Origin of the sequence: Helicovermis profundi (assembly GCF_033097505.1) — a bacterium.
Taxonomy (GTDB): domain Bacteria; phylum Bacillota; class Clostridia; order Peptostreptococcales; family Acidaminobacteraceae; genus Helicovermis; species Helicovermis profundi.
On sequence record NZ_AP028654.1, the window covers coordinates 112,768 to 131,010 of the forward strand.

The following is an 18,243-nucleotide window of genomic DNA, read 5'->3' on the forward strand; positions in this document are numbered from 1 at the left end:
TGATGCAATAGATTAATTTAATCTGGAGTTTACAATTGAATAATAAAAATATTGTAAACTTCAGGTATATTTTATAGTAAATTATAAAAAAAGAAGGTGAATAAATGATGCAGCATAATTATAAATTTTCAAAGAGATTAGCATCAATGTTTATTAGTGTAGTATGCGTACTACTAATATTATTAATGAATTTCAATGGTAGTGTATCAGAAGCGGTGGATGGTGTTACATTCACTGTAACTCCGAGTTATTCTAGCAGTGCTTTATTACCTCAAATTGTTACGGTTACAGCTGATAAAACTGCCTTTACTGTAGGATCAGCATTCCCTGCGTTGGTTTCTTCGTCAGGTGTGTCACAGTCTCTTTCAATTATAGAATCATCTGCGACAGTTATTAAATTTTCAATACCTATAGGAGTTGATAATGGAACTTATTCAATTATAATAGGTGATCCAGCGGGAGACACTGGAAGTGGTCAAAAGTATTACAATGCAGGTAATTTTATTATTGCTGACCCAACTATTACAACAACAACCCCTTTTACTAGCATTGCTAAAGATTATGATTCTCAGCAGACAGTATCTATAGTAGGACAATATACTAATTTTTCTTTGGGTAAAACTACTGTAGAATTGCTTCAAAATGATACCGTGAAAGAAACGGCAAGTGTTACAACGGTTACAGATGGAACGAGTAATACACAAACACTTACTTTTAAAGTTAGTACAGGTTTAACATCTGGAGATTATGATGTAAGAATTACAACTGATAAAGAAGTTATTAACGTTACTAATGGAATAAAAGTAAGATCAACGCCTAGCATAGTAACAGACACAAAAACACTAAATGCAGGTTATAGTCTTACTGCGATAAATATCACGGGAACAAATACTGGTTTTGACTCATCTACAAAAGTACAAATACTTGATAGTGATGGTGCAGAAACGGGAAAAGCTGGTACTCCGGCTATTACGAATTCAACTGCGATTGCCATGAATGTAAGTACAGGACTATCTGTTGGAACGTATACAATTCAAGTGAAGACTGGAAGTGAAACTGCAACAACAACTTTAGTTGTGAATAATCCGACTGGCCTAATAAAAAAACAGTCAGACGAATCTGTTGTTTCAAGTTTAGGTAAGTACTATCCTCAGCAGACTCTTAAATTGGTAGGTACAAATTCAAGTTTTGCAAGTGGTGAAACTACACTTTCTGTTTTTAAAGGTTCGACAAAACTTGAAAATTCTACGGAGCAAATTGTAGGTACACCAAGCATTTCGGGGCAAGAAATAAGTTTTACTTTGGCAAAATGGACTTCAACCATCGGAATCGGTGATTTGACTATTACTGCAACCACAGGAAGTGAAGTTGTTAGTGCAACCTTAAGCGTAGTTGACCCAACGATTTCTCTAGGATTTAATACAACTGCAGTTTCAGGAACAGCTCTTGCAGATGGATATAAGGGATTTACTTTAGATGTAAATGGAACAAATACAACTTTTACAGCCGATACAACAATTACAGTCTTAAATGGATCTTCTACGGATGTGGCTACAGGTGAAAGTTATACATCAGCGACAAAAATAAGTGCAACCCTAGCAGCTGGATTGCCTACAGGAAGCTATACTGTAAGTGTAGATATAGACGGTGATTCATCTACTTCAGATGTAATTACAACAACTTTTACAGTAGCTACTTCAGCATCAATTGAAAATATTTCTCCAAAATCAGTATTAAGAACCGGTACTGTAGCTAAAACTATTACTGTAATTGGTACAAATACACATTTTGAAAGTGGAACACCAACTATAGATATTATTGGAGTTAGCGGAGAAACAACACAAAATGTTAATGTGATTGATGATACAACTTTAAAGTTTGATTTGATTCCAAATACAATAACTGAAAATGGAACATATGATATTTCGGTTGAAACAAACAGTGCAACTATATCAGAAACTGCAAGTAAAACAAGTGCTTTAATTGCATCAAATAATGGTATTACATTAGACAATGGTATTTATTATACTTTAGAGTTAGGTAATAAAACCCTAGGAATAAATGCTGAAGGTTTTACTTTTGGAGATACTATTGTTTTAAAAATAGATGGAAATGTAATATCCTCATCTGATTATAATAAAACATCTTCTAAAATTACCTATACTTTGCCGAAAAACCTATCGGAAGGTATCGTAGATATAAGTATAGATAATAATAATGATTCATCTATTGATTATGAAACATCTATTTCAATTGTAAAAAGTAAGCAAACTAGTTATGATCCAGCCTATAAAGTTTTTGGATATACTGATAAGTCGGTAGTTATTCAAGGAAATGACACCTTAGTATTTACAAGCTCAACAAAACCAACAGTTACTGTTGCAAGTCAGTTGGTAGATTCAAGTGATGTTACAGTGGATGAAACTAGTAATATACTTACACTAGCTTTACCTACTGGATTATCTGCAAGTTATCCTACTATAGACTTAACGTGGGCTTCGGGAGATTACAGTGGAAACACCTTAACTATAAGTGATTACCAAATTAAAAATGAAATTAGTGATTTACAATTGTGGATAGATGGTTCTTTAGCAGGAGATAAAGCGGTGTATCAAAATGATAGTTCTACTTTTTCATATACTGCAACTGGAACGATTGTAAATGGATCTGCAAGTAATAATAAGACAAGCACTTCAATTTGGAATTCATCAGATACAGGAGTTGCAACCGTAAGTGGTGGTGTAGTTTCAATAGTAGGAGCGGGGACTACAACAATTAGTGCAACATATGATGGACAAACGGATTCTATTAGTTTTACTGTATTCGGTCCTACTAGCATTAGTGTTACAGATTCATCTTCATCTATTAAAATTGCTGAAGATATTCAGCTTGTAGCTACAGCGATTTATGGTGATGGCACAAGTGAAGTAATTACAAATAATGCGAATTGGACTGCAAGTAATTCAAATATTACTTTATCTAGTATTACTAAAGGCTTAGTTACTGGAAGCTCTGTCGGAGAAGCAACAGTTACAGCGACTTATGGTGGACAAAGTGGTACGTATCCTATGGTTGTAACAAATATTGATGTAAGTCCAACTACAATTCAAACATTAGAAGCTGGAGTTAGGGTAATTAAAATTAGTGGTATTGATACATCGATAGGTTTAAGCAATATATCAATATCGGTTGGAGGAATTTCAGTAACTCCTGTAATAGATAATGGTTATTTTGCTTTTACAGTTCCAAGTGGAATTTCATCAGGTGTTAATGCAGTAAATATTACGGCAGGTGGAAATGAGTATGTATCAAGTATATCTGTATTATCAAGTACAATCAGCCTTAGTAAGTCAATTGTTTCGGTAGGATATGATACTTTTAATATGGTTATTTCTTCGAAAAATATTGACTTAGATGATTCAACAAATAAGCCATCGATAGTAGTTGGGACTAATGTTATTTCAGCTAGTAATGTAACTATTAATGAATCAGATGATACAATTACTTTCCCACTTTCATCAGGTTTAGATGCAGCTTCTTATAATATAACCTTGACTTTCTCAGAAGGAAAATATTTAGGACATACAATTCAAGATCAGTTTATAGTTGCTAAAACTATAGAATTCAGTACTGAAGGTTCAAGTAGCTTGAATGTTGGGACTTCGATTGACCTACTTTTAACTGCATTTGATGGTACAAATACAGTCGATATTACAAGTAGTGTAGGCTGGGAAAGCAGTGATACAAGTGTTGCAACTGTACAAAATGGTAGAGTTCAAGGTATAAGTTCAGGAACTGCAACTATTACAGTAACATATGAGGGACAATCTGTTACAAAATTAATAATTGTAAATGATACATCAAGTTCATCTACCGATTCAAGTTCTGATAAAAAAGAAAGTTCGGGTGGAGTTTATGTTCCAATTGTTTCGACAGATACTACTTTGAATCTTGCAGATGAAGTATTAAATAATATTAAAAATGCATCAACACAAGATGCTAAAAGTGATGTAGTGACATTAAGTGTTAATGCTGCTGAAACACTAAAAGATAAAACGCTATCAGATGTTAAAGCACAAGACTTAACTAGAAATGTATTTGATGCTGTTGGAATACTTTTAAGTAAAGAAAATTTAAGTAATAGTGATATCGCATCTGCTACTCAAGATACTTCAAAAGTGATTCAGTCTCTTGTTGAAAGAAAAAATTTAGATCCTGAAGTTGCTTTAAAATGGAGTAATAGTATGATAGATGATATTGCAATTAAAACATTTACTTTTATTAAAGATGATGCTAAATTATCTACTAAAGTATCTGAAGATATTTTAGATAATGTAATTGTAAATACTATTTCTTTAAATATATCATCTAAAGAAGCACAAAATCTTATGGAAAAATTTGTAGATCAAACAGCTTCTGTAGCTATAAAGTCTGATAAAAATAATATAAATTCAGGTGATTTAAAAGACAAACTAGTTAAAGTTGCAGAAAATGTTGTTACAAAAGCTGGAACAATAAAATCTGATGATTTAAGTATTAATGAAAATATTAATGATGCCAGCATAGTAGTAAGTGAAGCAAATTTAAAATTAGCAGCTCAAAATGCTGTTAAAATGAAGAAAGATATGAAACAATTATTTATAGATAATCAAATGGCGGATGTTTCGGGATCTGTTAACGCTACTATTAGTATGGATATTCCTAATAAAATTCAAAGCAAAAAAGAAGTAAATATTGATATTAATAATAAATCATTAAAACTTCTAAGTTCGATAAATGTAGATCTTTTATTGAATGTTAAGGGCGTAGAATTTGAAATTCCGACTGAAGGTATTCAGTCCTCAGAAGAAAATGTAAATGTTAAAGTAACAAATAAAGAGGTATCAAATAATAAAAAAGAACAGCTTACTTCAAACATTAATAATTCCGAGGGTGGTAAAATTGTAAGCATAGGAAAACTTTACGATTTTAGTGTAAGTTATAAAAATGATGAAGGTAAAGATGTTAAATCTTTAGTTTCTAAACCGAAAATTACAATTCCTGTTATAGGGATTGATTTGACTAGCGAAAATATTGAAAAGTTGAATGTTTATGTTTATAATATGGAAAATGGAAAGTGGGATTTTGTTAGATCAAAATTAAATGCAAATACAAAAACCTTATCATTTGATCCACCGCACTTTAGTATTTATACTGTTATGGAGTATAAAAAAACCTTTGATGACATTGAGAATCATTGGGCTAAAGATACTATAGAAATTATGGCATCAAAGCATATTACCAATGGTATTTCTGAAAATATTTATGGACCAGACAAGACTATGACACGTGCTCAATTTGCAACGCTTTTGGTCAAAGCTTTAAATTTAGATGGTGTTTGGACAAAAAAATTTAAAGATGTTAAAGAAGGTAGTTGGTATCATGATTATGTATGTTTAGCAGCAAAATATGGTATTGTTAATGGCGTTGGAAATGATATGTTTGATCCAAATTCTAATGTTACGAGAGAAGAAATGGCAGTAATGATTGCAAATGCTTACAAAAACATAAAAGGTCGTGAAATTAAAGGAACTATGGCGAGCTTTAATGATAATGATGAAATTAGTAGCTGGGCAAGAAAGGCTGTTGATGGAGCTCTTTATAATGGAATAGTAACTGGTTTTAATGATAATAATTTTAAACCAAAAGATACTACTACAAGAGCTCAAGGTATTGTTGTTTTAAAAAGATTATTAGATCAATAAAATTAATATTAACACTAAACAACCCATTAAAATAGAAATTAATGGGTTGTTTTTTTAGTTATTTAATTTAAAAATGTGTATTTTGGAAAAAAGTTATCAAAAATAATTTAATTTAAAAATAATTGAAATTAATACCTTGAAACCTTCTATGTTATAATAGTTTTAGGAGTGGTTATAATGATTAAAAATATTAGTAATAAATCTTTACAGACAAAAATAATGCTTATGTTTTTTGTTATGTCAGTTGTACTTACCTTTTTTTTAGGAGTTGCATTTTATAAAAATACATATAATAATTATAGTGGATTTAAAAGGACTGAAATGATTACGCTTGCAAAAGAAACTGCAAATAAAATAGATAGGTTTTTATTTGAAAGAAACGCAGATCTTAAAGTGCTTGCTGATTCAAAAATTTTTTCTATGGATAATATACCGAGTGAAGCCAAACAGAGTTATATAAACAATGTTGTAAAAGCCTATAATACATATGATAGTATAAGTCTAATAGATGATTATGGTAGTGTGATATTAACAACAAAAATTGATAAAAACATAGGTATATCTAATGATATTTTAAAAAGAATAATAACGAATGAATCTTATATTTCAGATTTTATTTATGATGAAAAAACCGAAAAATATTTTTTAGTGTTTTCTAAAGTAATAGTTAATAAAAAAAATAAAAAAATGGGATACATTGTAGAAAAAATGAATTTTGCTTCAATTTCAGAAATAATAGAAGGTGTAAAAATTGGAAAAACAGGCTATGCGATTTTAGAAAAGACTATAGAAAGTGAAAATGAAAATCAATATGGAAATATAATTATTGATGGACATAAATTTATAAGAGCTATTCATCCCATAAAAAAATATTATTCGCAAAAAAATGGATGGCTGGTTTCTGTAATACAACCCTATAATGAAGCTTTCTCAATTATGAATGATATAGAGAAATATTTTTTCTTTGTAATTATTATTTCAATAGTATTGTTATTTGCTTTTTCGCTTTTAATATCTTCTCAAATTACAAAACCAATTAAAAATCTTATGAATAGGATGAGTAAATTTACACTGAAAAACGAAAAATATTCTTCAAGTAATATTACAAGTAATGAAATAAGAAAATTAACAGATTCATTTGATATTCTTCTTGAAGAACTTGAATTTATGATGCAAAGAGTACTTGAAAAATCAGGTGAATCTATATATATAGAAGAAATAAGAAAAAGTTTTGATCTTTTATTTAAGAGTATGCCTAATGGTATAATAACGGTAGATAGTAAAGGAAATATTCGTAGTATAAATGATGTAGCTCTAAAAATTTTAGATGTTAGTGAAGATGAATTCGTAAATAAAAACCTATATAATGATTTCGGAGAAAAGCTTAAAAATTTTACTAAAGCATTGTCAATTTCCTTAGAATCAGATAATAGAATTAACGAAAAAATATGTTACTTAACATCTAGCAAAGATGAATTAATTCCATTTGTGTTTAGTACATTGAAACAGACGGATTTTAATGGAAACTTGATTGGTCTAACAGTAGTTATAAGAAATTTAGAAGACAAAAGAAGGTTTGAAGAAAGTATATCTAGGGCAAAAAAATTAACTGAACTCGGTGAACTTTCAGCTGGAGTTGCCCATGAGATAAGAAATCCTCTTGCTTCTATTAAAGGGTATGCACAAATAGCCTTGTATGAAACAAAAGAAAATAAACAATTAAATGAAGATATTTCAATTATTTTATCTGAAGTTGATAGACTTGACCAATTGATTGAAAGGTTTTTAAATTTTGCAAATCCCAATAAACCTAACTATGATTATTGTCATATCAATAAAATTTTAAAAGAAACTGTAGAAATAATTGGTCATGATTTTGGCAAAAAAAACATTTATGTTAATTTTGATTTAGATAAAAATGATTTAATTGAAATTGATTATGGACAGATAAAACAAGTGATGATAAATATTATTTTAAATTCAGTTCAGGCTATGCCAAAAGGTGGTAATTTAGATATTTCTTCGTTTTATTTTATAGGAAATGATATGTTGGAAATTCATATAAAAGATACTGGGGATGGAATTGAGAAAGATAAAATTGAGGATATTTTTAAACCGTTTTTTACTACTAGAAGTAGTGGAACTGGTCTTGGACTTGCAATTTGTTCGAGAATTATTGAATATCATAATGGAGTTATTGAAGTTGAAAGTATTAAAAATGAAGGAAGTAAATTTATTATAAAAATTCCAGCAAGAAATGGAGTGAAAAGTGATGTGTGATACTAATATATTAATTGTTGAAGATGAAAGAAACTTAGCCTTATTAATTAAAAGAGTATTAGAGAAAGAGGGCTATAATGCTTTATTGGCTGAAAATGGTAAAAAAGCACTAGAAATACTGGAAATTAATAGTATAGATATAATTATAACTGATATAAAAATGCCTGAAATGACAGGAATAGAACTTCTTAGTAAGATAAAGTCAGTTGATTCAAGTATAGAAGTTATTATTATGACTGCGTTTGCAACTCTTGAAACAGCCATTAATGCAATTAAAATGGGTGCAAGAGATTATATAAGAAAGCCCTTTAATTTAGAGGAAATCGTTAAGGCGGTAAAAAAAACAGAATTAGTATTTAAAGAAAACGACTTTATAAATACGAATCAAAGTGATTTTGAGAATTTAATGGTTTCGACTAGTCCTAAAATGAAAGAATTGGTAAAAATGATTGATAAAATATCTAAAAGTGTTGCTACTGTATATATTAATGGAGAAACTGGAGTTGGAAAAGAATTAGTAGCTAGGGCTATTCACGAAAATAGCGACAGAAAAGATAATCCTTTTATCAAAGTAAATTGCTCTGCTCTTCCAGAAACATTACTTGAAAGTGAATTGTTTGGTTATGAAAAAGGAGCTTTTACTGGAGCATATTCTCAGAAACTTGGAAGATTTGAACTTGCTGATGGTGGTACTATTTTTCTAGATGAAATAGGAGATATTTCACCTCTTATACAGCTTAAGTTATTAAGGGTATTACAACAAAAGGAACTTGAGAGACTGGGAGGCACAACAACTATTCCGTTAGACGTTAGAATAATAACTGCTACAAATAAGAACTTAGAGGAACTAGTTAGTAAAGGTGTATTTAGAAAAGATCTATATTATAGACTTAATGTTATACCACTTTTTGTACCTCCACTTCGAGATAGGTTAGAAGATTTAGAAGAATTATTTGAAATATTTATATCGAAAACTTCTACAATACATCAAAAAGGGTGTAAAATTTTATCAGAAGAAGCAAAGACGTGTTTAAAGAGTTATAAATGGCCAGGAAATGTGCGTGAACTTGAAAATATTATTGAAAGAGTTATAGTAATAACGGATGGGAATGTTATAGGCAAAGAAGATTTACCGGATAGAATTTTGAATTTAAAAAAAGATAGCAACGAAAATAAATTGATAAATTTAAAAGAGAGTGTTGAGGAAGAAGCAATTAGAAAGGCTTTAAAAGAGTGCAATAATAATATAACAAAAGCCTCGGAAAAAATAGGACTTAGTAGAAGATCCATGCACAGAAAAATCAATAAATACAATATACAATCGTAGAAAAAGAGACTTATTTGTCGCAGTGTGACAAACGAGTCTTTGTTAAATTAAGAATAAACTAATTATGGGTTGAAAAATCAAAATAGTATTTGGCATAAAAATTGCTAGTATATAAAGAGGAATTATATTTATCTTGATTTGCATTGTGGATATTAAACATAAAACAATGTTATTTTAGGTTAGCTCAGAGGAAAGTAGTATGGTGAATTTTTCCAGAGCGAATAATTTATATTGGAGGGGAAATAATGAATTTTGATGTTGGAAGTACGGCGTTTATGCTAATTGCTACAAGCTTAGTAATGCTAATGACTCCAGGACTTGCGTTTTTTTATGGTGGACTAGTTGGAAGAAAAAGTGTTCTAACTATAATGATGCAAAGTTTTGTTTCTTTAGGAATTACTACGATTTTGTGGTACACAATTGGATTTTCACTATGCTTTAGTGGGGATATTGGTGGTATTATAGGTAATTTAGATTTAGCGTTTTTAAGAGGTGTAACTATTAATGATGCTCATTCTGCAACTAATAACATTCCTTTACTTGTATTTATTGCTTATCAAATGATGTTTGCAGTTATTACACCTGCACTTATTACAGGAGCTTTTGCAGATAGGATTAAGTTTAAAGCATATTTGATATTTGAAGTGTTATGGTTACTAATAGTTTATTTCCCATTCGTTCATATGATTTGGGGTGGTGGAATTCTTGCACAATGGGGAGTTCTTGATTATGCTGGTGGTATTGTTGTACATGCAACTGCAGGTATGGCAGCACTTGCTTCAGTATTCTTTGTTGGTAAAAGAAAATCTACAAAAACAGAACCACATAGTGTTCCTTTAATTGCTATTGGTACTGCTTTATTATGGTTTGGATGGTATGGATTTAATGCAGGTAGTGAGCTTCAAGTTGATGGAGTAACTGCTGCTGCTTTCTTAAATACTGATATTGCAGCTTCGTTTGCATCTATAACTTGGTTGATTATTGAATGGAAAGTTACTGGTAAACCTAGATTTATTGGTTTCTTAACAGGAGCTGTTGCTGGACTTGCAACAATTACACCGGCAGCTGGTTATGTAGGTCAGGGGACTGCGGCAATTATAGGTATTACAGCAGGTGTGATTTGTTTCTTAGCTGTTGAATTTAAGAATAAAAAAGGCTGGGATGATGCTCTTGATGTATGGGGAGTCCACGGTGTTGGTGGAATAACAGGTGTTATTATGTTAGCTTTATTAGGTAACGTGGCTGTTAATCCTGCTGGAGCTAATGGTTTGTTTTATGGTGGAACTAATTTCTTCTTAGTTGAAGTTGGAGCTGTTTTATTTGCTGCTGTTTACGGATTTGTAATTTCTTATATAATTCTTAAGATTATTGATAAATTTGTACCTGTAAGAATTGATCCGAATGATGAAGCTGAAATAGACGAAGTAGTTCACGGTGAAACTGCTTATTTAATTTAATAAAAAAATAAAATGTAAACTTTTTAGGGATTATATCTATTTGATATAATCCTTTTTTATGTGTTTTTTACTTTAGAGTTTGGTATACTTAGTGAGAAGAGTTTTTTAACAAATGAGATTATAGTGAGGTGGTATTTTGAATAAAAAAAGAATATATTTAGATAATGGTGCAACTTCTTTTCCAAAAGCACCTGGAGTTGCGGAATCTATGTATAATTATTTAGTTAATAATGGTGCGAGTGTTGGAAGAGGAAGTTATGAAGAAACTTTAGATGCGCAAAGGGTGATTTTTGAAACGAGAGAATTAATTTGTAAATTATTTAATTTTGATAAAGTGGAGAATGTTGTATTTACTAAAAATATTACGGAGAGTCTTAATACAATAATAAAAGGTTTGTTAACAGATAATGACCATGTTATTATTTCTTCTATGGAACATAATGCAGTTATGAGACCATTAAATTCACTTGAATTAAAAGGTATTGATATTACGAGAGTTATGTGTAATAAATATGGCGAAATTGATCCAAGTGATGTGAGAGATGCTATTAAGGCTAATACTAAGGCAATAATTATGATTCATTCTTCTAATGTTTGTGGAACAGTTCTTGATCTTGAAGAAATAGGTAAAATAGCTAAAGAAAATAATATATTTTTTATTGTTGATGCAGCTCAAACAGCGGGTTTTTTAGATGTAGATTTCATAAAACTAAATGCAAGTGTTATTGCATTTACTGGACATAAGAGCTTGCTTGGGCCTCAAGGTACGGGAGGTTTTATAGTTTCTGATGAAATATGTAAGCAAATAAATCCGTTTATTGAGGGTGGTACTGGAAGTGCTTCAGAAGACGAAAATCAACCTAAATATATGCCAGATAAATTTGAATCAGGAACACCAAATGTTGTTGGACTCTATGGTCTTAATGCTTCTTTAAAATTTATTTTTGAAACTGGTCTTGAAAATATACGAAATCACGAATTAAAAATAACAAAAATGTTTATTGAAGGTTTAAATAATATTAAAGGTATTAAAATAATTGGCAAATTAGAAACTGAGGGAAGAACTCCTGTTGTTTCTGTAGATTTTCTAGAAAATGATAATGCTTTAGTATCTTATATGCTTGAAAAATCATATGGAATATCTACAAGGGTAGGTATGCACTGTGCACCTTCTGCACATAAAACTTTAGGTACTTTTCCAAGCGGAACTGTAAGATTTAGTTTTTCCTACTTTAATACAGAAGATGAAATTGACTATACTTTAAACTCTATAAAAGAAGTTTTAAGAAAAGTAGATTAATTTAAAATCAAAAAAATATTGCCTTGATTTATTGAACTAGGAAAGGAGTTTTATTATGAAGTTAAAAATATTATGTCTAGTTATTGCTACTATGCTTATCTTTGCAGGATGTGCGAAAAAAAATACGGATAAAGTCGAAATTAAACAAAATGATTCAACTGTTTCTACTTCAGAAAATAGTGTTGTGAAAAAAGAAAATGATTCAAAAGAGAATACTAAAATAGAGCTTAACAATATTCCGAGTAGCTATAGTTACAAAATAAAAACCACATCTAATGGTTCTGAAATGTCATTTAGTTATTGGAAGCAAGACGATAGCTTTAGAATTGAAATGAAAGATCCAAGTACTGGGGACAAAATGATTACTATTTTAAATGGAAAAGAAAAAGCAATGTATCAGTATATGCCTGCGCAAAATATGGCTACTAAAACTACTTATAATAGTGAATCTAAAGGGATGACGGGGCTTTTTGATATGAGCTCACTTGGACTTAATCAAGAAATATTAAATGAATCAAATGGATTAAAGGAAATTAAATACAATGGTCAAGATGTATATTATTTAGAAGTTAGTTCACCGAGTGAATCAAATGTAATTTCTAAGATGTGGATATCTAAAAAATATAGTTTGCCTATAAAAATGGAAAATGAAATTGATGGAAAATTAATGTATTCGACTGAGATTACAGATATAAACGAAGGTCCGTTTGATGCAGAATTATTTAAAATACCTGATGGAGTTACTGTAAATAGTTATTAAGTAGTTCTTAAATAAATAATATTATATATAATAAAAAAACAATGCCTGTAGGTGTTGTTTTTTTATTGTATTAAATTAAATACACATTTAGCGTGTTTATGATATAATTTAAAATATTAAATGTTAAGTATAGTTAATTTTATTCGTTCTAAAAGTATTGAAGGAAGCAAATATAGCTATATTTATATGTATAAAATGAAAATATTGTTATATACATATCAACTTAAACATACTAAAATTCGTTGACAAAATATAATATGGAAAGTATTATATAGATAGAAAGGGTTGCACTAAAAATATATTTTTATATGGATTATATAAATGACTAAAGAAATCAAAAAATGTTAACAAAATTTTATTTTTCTTTTATTTTTACGATTTATTAATATGTTTAATGATTGCAGCTCATATAATTTTAAGGGGGACTACATAATGCAAAGAAGAATTTCTTTATTACTCGTATTAGTGCTAATGATTATGGCTTTTACTGTTGGTTGTTCAAGTACTACAAAAGATGCTGATAGTACAGCTCCGGCAGATGATAAAGCAAAAGTTATTAAAATAGGTGTATTTGAGCCGATGACTGGAGCAAATGCTGCAGGTGGCGATATGGAATACGAAGGGATTAAATTAGCAAACAAATTGTATCCTGAAGTTAATGGTATGAAGGTTGAATTAGTTTTGGCTGATAATAAATCAGATAAAGTTGAAGCTGCAAATGCTGCAACTATGCTTATTGATAAGGAAAAAGTTAATGCAATTATTGGTAGTTGGGGATCTTCTTTCTCAATAGCAGCAGGACCAATTGTACAGGATGCTGAAATTCCTGCAGTTGGAGCATCATGTACAAATCCACTTGTAACACTTGGAAATGATTACTATCAAAGAGTATGTTTTATAGATTCATTCCAAGGAACAGTAATGGCAAAATATGCTTATGATAATTTAGGTGCAAGAAAGGCTGCTATTATTAAAGAAATTTCAAGTGATTATTCAGTTGGACTAGTTAAATATTTTAATGAAGCATTTATTAAATTAACTGGTGATAAAGATGCAATTGTTGGAGAAGCAAATTACAGTACAGGAGATCAAGATTTTTCTGCACAGCTAGTTAATATTAAACAATTAAATGCAGATGTGATTTTTGCTCCAGGTAACTATACAGAATCAGCATTATTAATTAAACAGGCAAGAGAACTTGGTATAGAAACTCCATTTGTTGGTGCTGATACTTGGGAAGCACCTGAGTTTTTAGAAATTGGTGGCAAGGCTGTTGAAGGCGCAACATTTTCAACTTTCTTCACAACAGAAGTTCCAATTACGAAAGAGTCAGAAAAATTCTTAGCTGCATATAGAGACGAGTATAATAAAGAACCTGCATCAGTAACTGCATTAGGATATGATGCATATATAGTTATTTTAGATGCAATTAAAAGAGCTAATTCTACTGATCCTGTAGAAATTGAAAAAGCTTTAAAAGAAACAAAAGATTTTGAAGGAGCTGCAGGTATGGTTTCATTAGATCCTAATGGAGATGCTGTTAAGAGTGCTGTAATTAAACAAGTTAAAGATGGAAAATTTTCATATTTAACAACTGTTGAACCAGCAAAATAAACTGTTTTATATTTTAATAATCAATGCGATAATATCGCATTGATTATTATTTGATTAATTATCCTATGATTAAGAGTTATATTTTTTTGTTTTTTGGGTAGTTAAATTATTAATAATTGGGGGAAATTATGGGAATGGATTTAAGTACTTTTTTTCAACAATTAGCGAATGCAATATCCCTTGGAAGTTTATATGCACTTTTGGCTATTGGATATACAATGGTATATGGAATTCTTAGGTTGATCAATTTTGCACATGGTGATATTTTCATGTTTGGGGCATACATTGCTTTTTATTCAATGACAACGTTTGTTCTTCCTTGGTGGGCATCATTTCTTATAGCAATATTACTAACGATTGCATTTGGATTATTAGTTGAAAGAGCAGCATACAAACCACTTAGAAATTCACCGAAGATGTCGGTAATGATATCGGCAATTGGTGCGTCATTTCTAATTGAAAATTTAGCAATAGTTGTTTTTGGAGGTAGACCAAAATCTCTGCCAGTTCCGGACTTATTTGATACAATTATTCATTTTGGAAAAGTTTCTATTGTTAGTATAACTTTTATTACTCCGGTAATTACGTTACTTGTATTAGCACTATTATTATTCGTTGTTAATAAAACTAAAACAGGAATGGCAATGAGAGCTGTTTCGAAGGACTACGAAGCGGCAAGACTTATGGGAATAGATGTTAACTGGATAATTTCTATAACATTTGCAATTGGTTCAGGCTTAGCTGCTATAGGCGGAATTATGTGGGGACTTAAATATCCAAGTTTACTACCACTTATGGGACTTATGCCAGGACTTAAATGCTTTATAGCAGCAGTTGTTGGCGGAATTGGAGATATAAAAGGTGCGGTTATAGGTGGATTTACTCTTGGAATTTTAGAAATTATGACAATAGCATTTTTTCCATCATTAACTGGTTATAGAGATGCATTTGCCTTTATTTTATTAATAGTTATTTTGTTAATTAAACCTACGGGAATTATGGGTAAGAATATTGCGGAGAAGGTGTAGATATGAAAGAAAGAAAAAATCAACTTACTGTCGCATCTATTATCGTTATTTTTATTGTAATTGCAATATTAAATGTGACTCTGGATTCATATAAAATTAGAATTCTAAATTTATGTGCCATATATATTATACTAGGATTATCAATGAATTTAATCAATGGCTTTACAGGATTATTTTCACTTGGACATGCGGGATTTATGGCTGTGGGTGCATATGTATCAGCCCTTCTTACTATGTCTCCTGAATTAAAGGGAACAATTTTTTATGCGGCTCCAATTAATCCTTTTATTCAAATGATTCATGCACCATTTCCTATAGCGCTAATAATAGGAGGTTTAGTTACTGCGGGTGTTGCATTTTTAATTGGGGCACCAGTGCTTCGGTTAAATGACGATTATTTAGCAATAGCGACTTTAGGTTTTAGTGAAATTATTAGAGTTATACTTACTAATACACAAACTATTTCAAATGGAGCACTGGGATTAAAGGGTATTACAAGGTACACGAATCTTTGGTGGAGCTGGGGAATTGCAATTATAACATTGTTTGGAATTAAATCATTAATTGATGGAATGTATGGAAAAGCTTTTAAAGCTATTAGAGAAGATGAAATTGCTGCAGAAGCGATGGGTATTAATTTATTTAAACATAAAATGCTTTCTTTTGTGATAGGTGCATTTTTCGCTGGTATAGGTGGAGGATTATTGGCACATTTAATTGGTACAATAGATCCGCTTATGTTTAGATTTATTCTTACATTTAACATATTATTAATTGTTGTTCTTGGAGGTATAGGAAGTCTTACTGGAACAGTTCTTTCCGCTATAGGCGTGACTGTACTTATGGAAGTTCTTAGAGTAATAGAAAAGCCACTTTCAATTGGTGCACTTCATATACCAGGTATACCAGGTATGAGAATGGTAGTATTTTCATTTCTATTAATGGCGGTAATTTTATTCTATCCAAGAGGCTTAATGGGAAGAAATGAATTTACTTGGGAATATTTTACGAAAGGTAAGTTTTTAAATAAATTTAAAAAATCAGCATAAGGGTGTGATAATATGACTATACTTAGAACGGACGATATTACTATGAAGTTTAGTGGCTTAACTGCAGTATCTAAACTTAATGTAGAAATAAAGAAAAATGAAATTGTAGGTCTTATCGGTCCTAATGGTGCTGGTAAAACAACTGCATTTAATATGATAACTGGTGTTTATACTCCGACTCATGGGCAAGTGTATTTTGATGGAAATGATATAACTGGACTAAAACCTCATGAAATCACAAAAAATGGAATCGCTAGAACTTTTCAAAATATTAGACTTTTTAAAGACTTAACGGTACTAGATAATGTAATGATTGCAAACCATTTAAGATTGAAGTCGAGCTTGATTTCATCGATTTTTAAAACACCGATTTATAAGAAAGAGGAACATCATATTTATCAAAAATCGTTGGATTTATTAAGAGATGTTGGACTCGAAGAGTTAAAAGATGAAAAAGCTTCCAATCTTCCTTATGGAAAGCAAAGAAGACTTGAAATAGCAAGAGCTCTTGCAACTGATCCTAAATTACTACTTCTAGACGAGCCTGCAGCTGGAATGAATCCACAAGAATCAATTGAATTAATGGAGTTTATTGGAGAAATCAGAGATAAATTTGATGTGTCAATTCTTATGATAGAGCATCATATGCAAGTTATTATGGGTGTGTGTGAAAAAATATATGTTTTGGACTACGGAGTAACAATTGCAAGTGGAAATCCTTTGGATATTCAAAATAATCCGAAAGTAATTGAAGCTTATTTGGGGGTGGAATAGTGCTGAAAATAGATAATTTAAATGTATTTTATGGTGGTATACACGCTTTAAGAGGAATTTCTATAAATGTCGAAAAAGGAAAAATAATTAGTTTAATAGGAGCAAATGGAGCTGGTAAAAGTACAACTCTTAGAACTATTATGGGATTAGAGAAATCTTCAGAAGGAAAAGTTGAGTATGAAGGAAAAGATATAACTAATATGAAAACGAAAGAAATCGTTAAATCAAATCTTGTATTAGTTCCAGAAGGTAGAAGGATATTTACTAATTTATCAGTTAGGGAAAATCTTATACTCGGAGCTTATTTGAGAAAAGATAAAAAAATTGTAGAAGATGATATAGATTGGGTTTATAGTTTATTTCCACGTTTAAAAGAAAGAGAATGGCAACTTGCAGGGACCATGTCAGGTGGGGAGCAACAAATGCTTGCCGTTGGTAGAGCATTAATGACTAAACCTAAACTTCTTATGATGGATGAACCGTCACTTGGCCTTGCACCTTTAATTGTAAAAGATATATTTGATATAATAAAACGTATTAATGATGAAGGTGTTACTGTACTTTTAATTGAGCAAAATGCAAAAGCATCTCTTGAAATATCAGATTATGCATATGTTCTTGAAACAGGAAAAATATTTATGGAAGGTAAAGGAATGGATTTACTTAATGATGAAGAAGTAAAAAAAGCATATCTTGGTACTTAATAATTATAACTATAAAAATCCGAATCATTTAATTGATTTGGATTTTTTTATACATAAAATTAGAATATTAATTTTATTGTAATTAATTATTTTATTTCCAAAGTAATTAAATATTATTAGCAATGTATCTACAAATGAGCTGTTTGCTAATATATTTTTTTTGATATAAAATAAATATATATAAATGTTGTATGTATAGGTCGTAG

At 30.3% G+C, this 18,243-nt stretch carries 11 protein-coding genes; all 11 read left to right on the plus strand.

The features are described from left to right. The first annotated feature begins 104 nt into the window (after positions 1–104). Entirely contained in the window at positions 105–5,744 is a 5,640-nt protein-coding gene (locus AACH12_RS00495) for an S-layer homology domain-containing protein (protein ID WP_338536134.1), read from the plus strand. Between the two features lie 177 nt (positions 5,745–5,921). Next, entirely contained in the window at positions 5,922–8,024 is a 2,103-nt protein-coding gene (locus AACH12_RS00500; RefSeq protein ID WP_338536135.1) for an ATP-binding protein, read from the plus strand. Further along, positions 8,017–9,351: a sigma-54-dependent transcriptional regulator gene (locus AACH12_RS00505; protein ID WP_338536136.1), complete on the plus strand. Its 1,335-nt coding sequence runs from the start codon at positions 8,017–8,019 to the stop codon at positions 9,349–9,351. Before AACH12_RS00500 ends, AACH12_RS00505 begins: the two co-directional genes overlap by 8 nt. Before the next feature lie 245 nt (positions 9,352–9,596). Then, a complete protein-coding gene (locus tag AACH12_RS00510) occupies positions 9,597–10,808 on the plus strand; it encodes an ammonium transporter (RefSeq protein WP_338536137.1) in 1,212 nt (403 codons plus the stop codon). A 136-nt stretch (positions 10,809–10,944) separates the two neighbouring features. Then, entirely contained in the window at positions 10,945–12,108 is a 1,164-nt protein-coding gene (locus tag AACH12_RS00515; protein WP_338536138.1) for an aminotransferase class V-fold PLP-dependent enzyme, read from the plus strand. 55 nt (positions 12,109–12,163) lie between these two features. Continuing rightward, positions 12,164–12,868 (plus strand): LolA-like protein, encoded by a 705-nt coding sequence (locus AACH12_RS00520; RefSeq protein WP_338536139.1) that lies wholly within the window; start codon positions 12,164–12,166, stop codon positions 12,866–12,868. A gap of 432 nt (positions 12,869–13,300) precedes the next feature. Next, positions 13,301–14,482, plus strand: a complete 1,182-nt coding sequence (locus tag AACH12_RS00525) for an ABC transporter substrate-binding protein (RefSeq protein ID WP_338536140.1) — start codon at positions 13,301–13,303, stop codon at positions 14,480–14,482. Positions 14,483–14,616: 134 nt separating this feature from the next. Next, positions 14,617–15,510 (plus strand): branched-chain amino acid ABC transporter permease, encoded by an 894-nt coding sequence (locus tag AACH12_RS00530; protein WP_338537319.1) that lies wholly within the window; start codon positions 14,617–14,619, stop codon positions 15,508–15,510. A gap of 2 nt (positions 15,511–15,512) precedes the next feature. Next, a complete protein-coding gene (locus tag AACH12_RS00535; RefSeq protein WP_338536141.1) occupies positions 15,513–16,559 on the plus strand; it encodes a branched-chain amino acid ABC transporter permease in 1,047 nt (348 codons plus the stop codon). 12 nt (positions 16,560–16,571) lie between these two features. Further along, positions 16,572–17,333 (plus strand): ABC transporter ATP-binding protein, encoded by a 762-nt coding sequence (locus tag AACH12_RS00540; protein WP_338536142.1) that lies wholly within the window; start codon positions 16,572–16,574, stop codon positions 17,331–17,333. Beyond that, on the plus strand, positions 17,333–18,037 hold the full coding sequence (locus AACH12_RS00545; protein WP_338536143.1) for an ABC transporter ATP-binding protein: 705 nt from the start codon (positions 17,333–17,335) through the stop codon (positions 18,035–18,037). Before AACH12_RS00540 ends, AACH12_RS00545 begins: the two co-directional genes overlap by 1 nt. The last annotated feature ends 206 nt before the right edge of the window (positions 18,038–18,243 follow it).

Coding starts and splice junctions, on each gene's coding strand:
- AACH12_RS00495 (WP_338536134.1), top strand. CDS start 105: ATGATGCAGCATAATTATAAATTTTCAAAGAGATTAGCATCAATGTTT.
- AACH12_RS00530 (WP_338537319.1), top strand. CDS start 14,617: ATGGATTTAAGTACTTTTTTTCAACAATTAGCGAATGCAATATCCCTT.
- AACH12_RS00520 (WP_338536139.1), top strand. CDS start 12,164: ATGAAGTTAAAAATATTATGTCTAGTTATTGCTACTATGCTTATCTTT.
- AACH12_RS00535 (WP_338536141.1), top strand. CDS start 15,513: ATGAAAGAAAGAAAAAATCAACTTACTGTCGCATCTATTATCGTTATT.
- AACH12_RS00540 (WP_338536142.1), top strand. CDS start 16,572: ATGACTATACTTAGAACGGACGATATTACTATGAAGTTTAGTGGCTTA.
- AACH12_RS00510 (WP_338536137.1), top strand. CDS start 9,597: ATGAATTTTGATGTTGGAAGTACGGCGTTTATGCTAATTGCTACAAGC.
- AACH12_RS00525 (WP_338536140.1), top strand. CDS start 13,301: ATGCAAAGAAGAATTTCTTTATTACTCGTATTAGTGCTAATGATTATG.
- AACH12_RS00500 (WP_338536135.1), top strand. CDS start 5,922: ATGATTAAAAATATTAGTAATAAATCTTTACAGACAAAAATAATGCTT.
- AACH12_RS00505 (WP_338536136.1), top strand. CDS start 8,017: ATGTGTGATACTAATATATTAATTGTTGAAGATGAAAGAAACTTAGCC.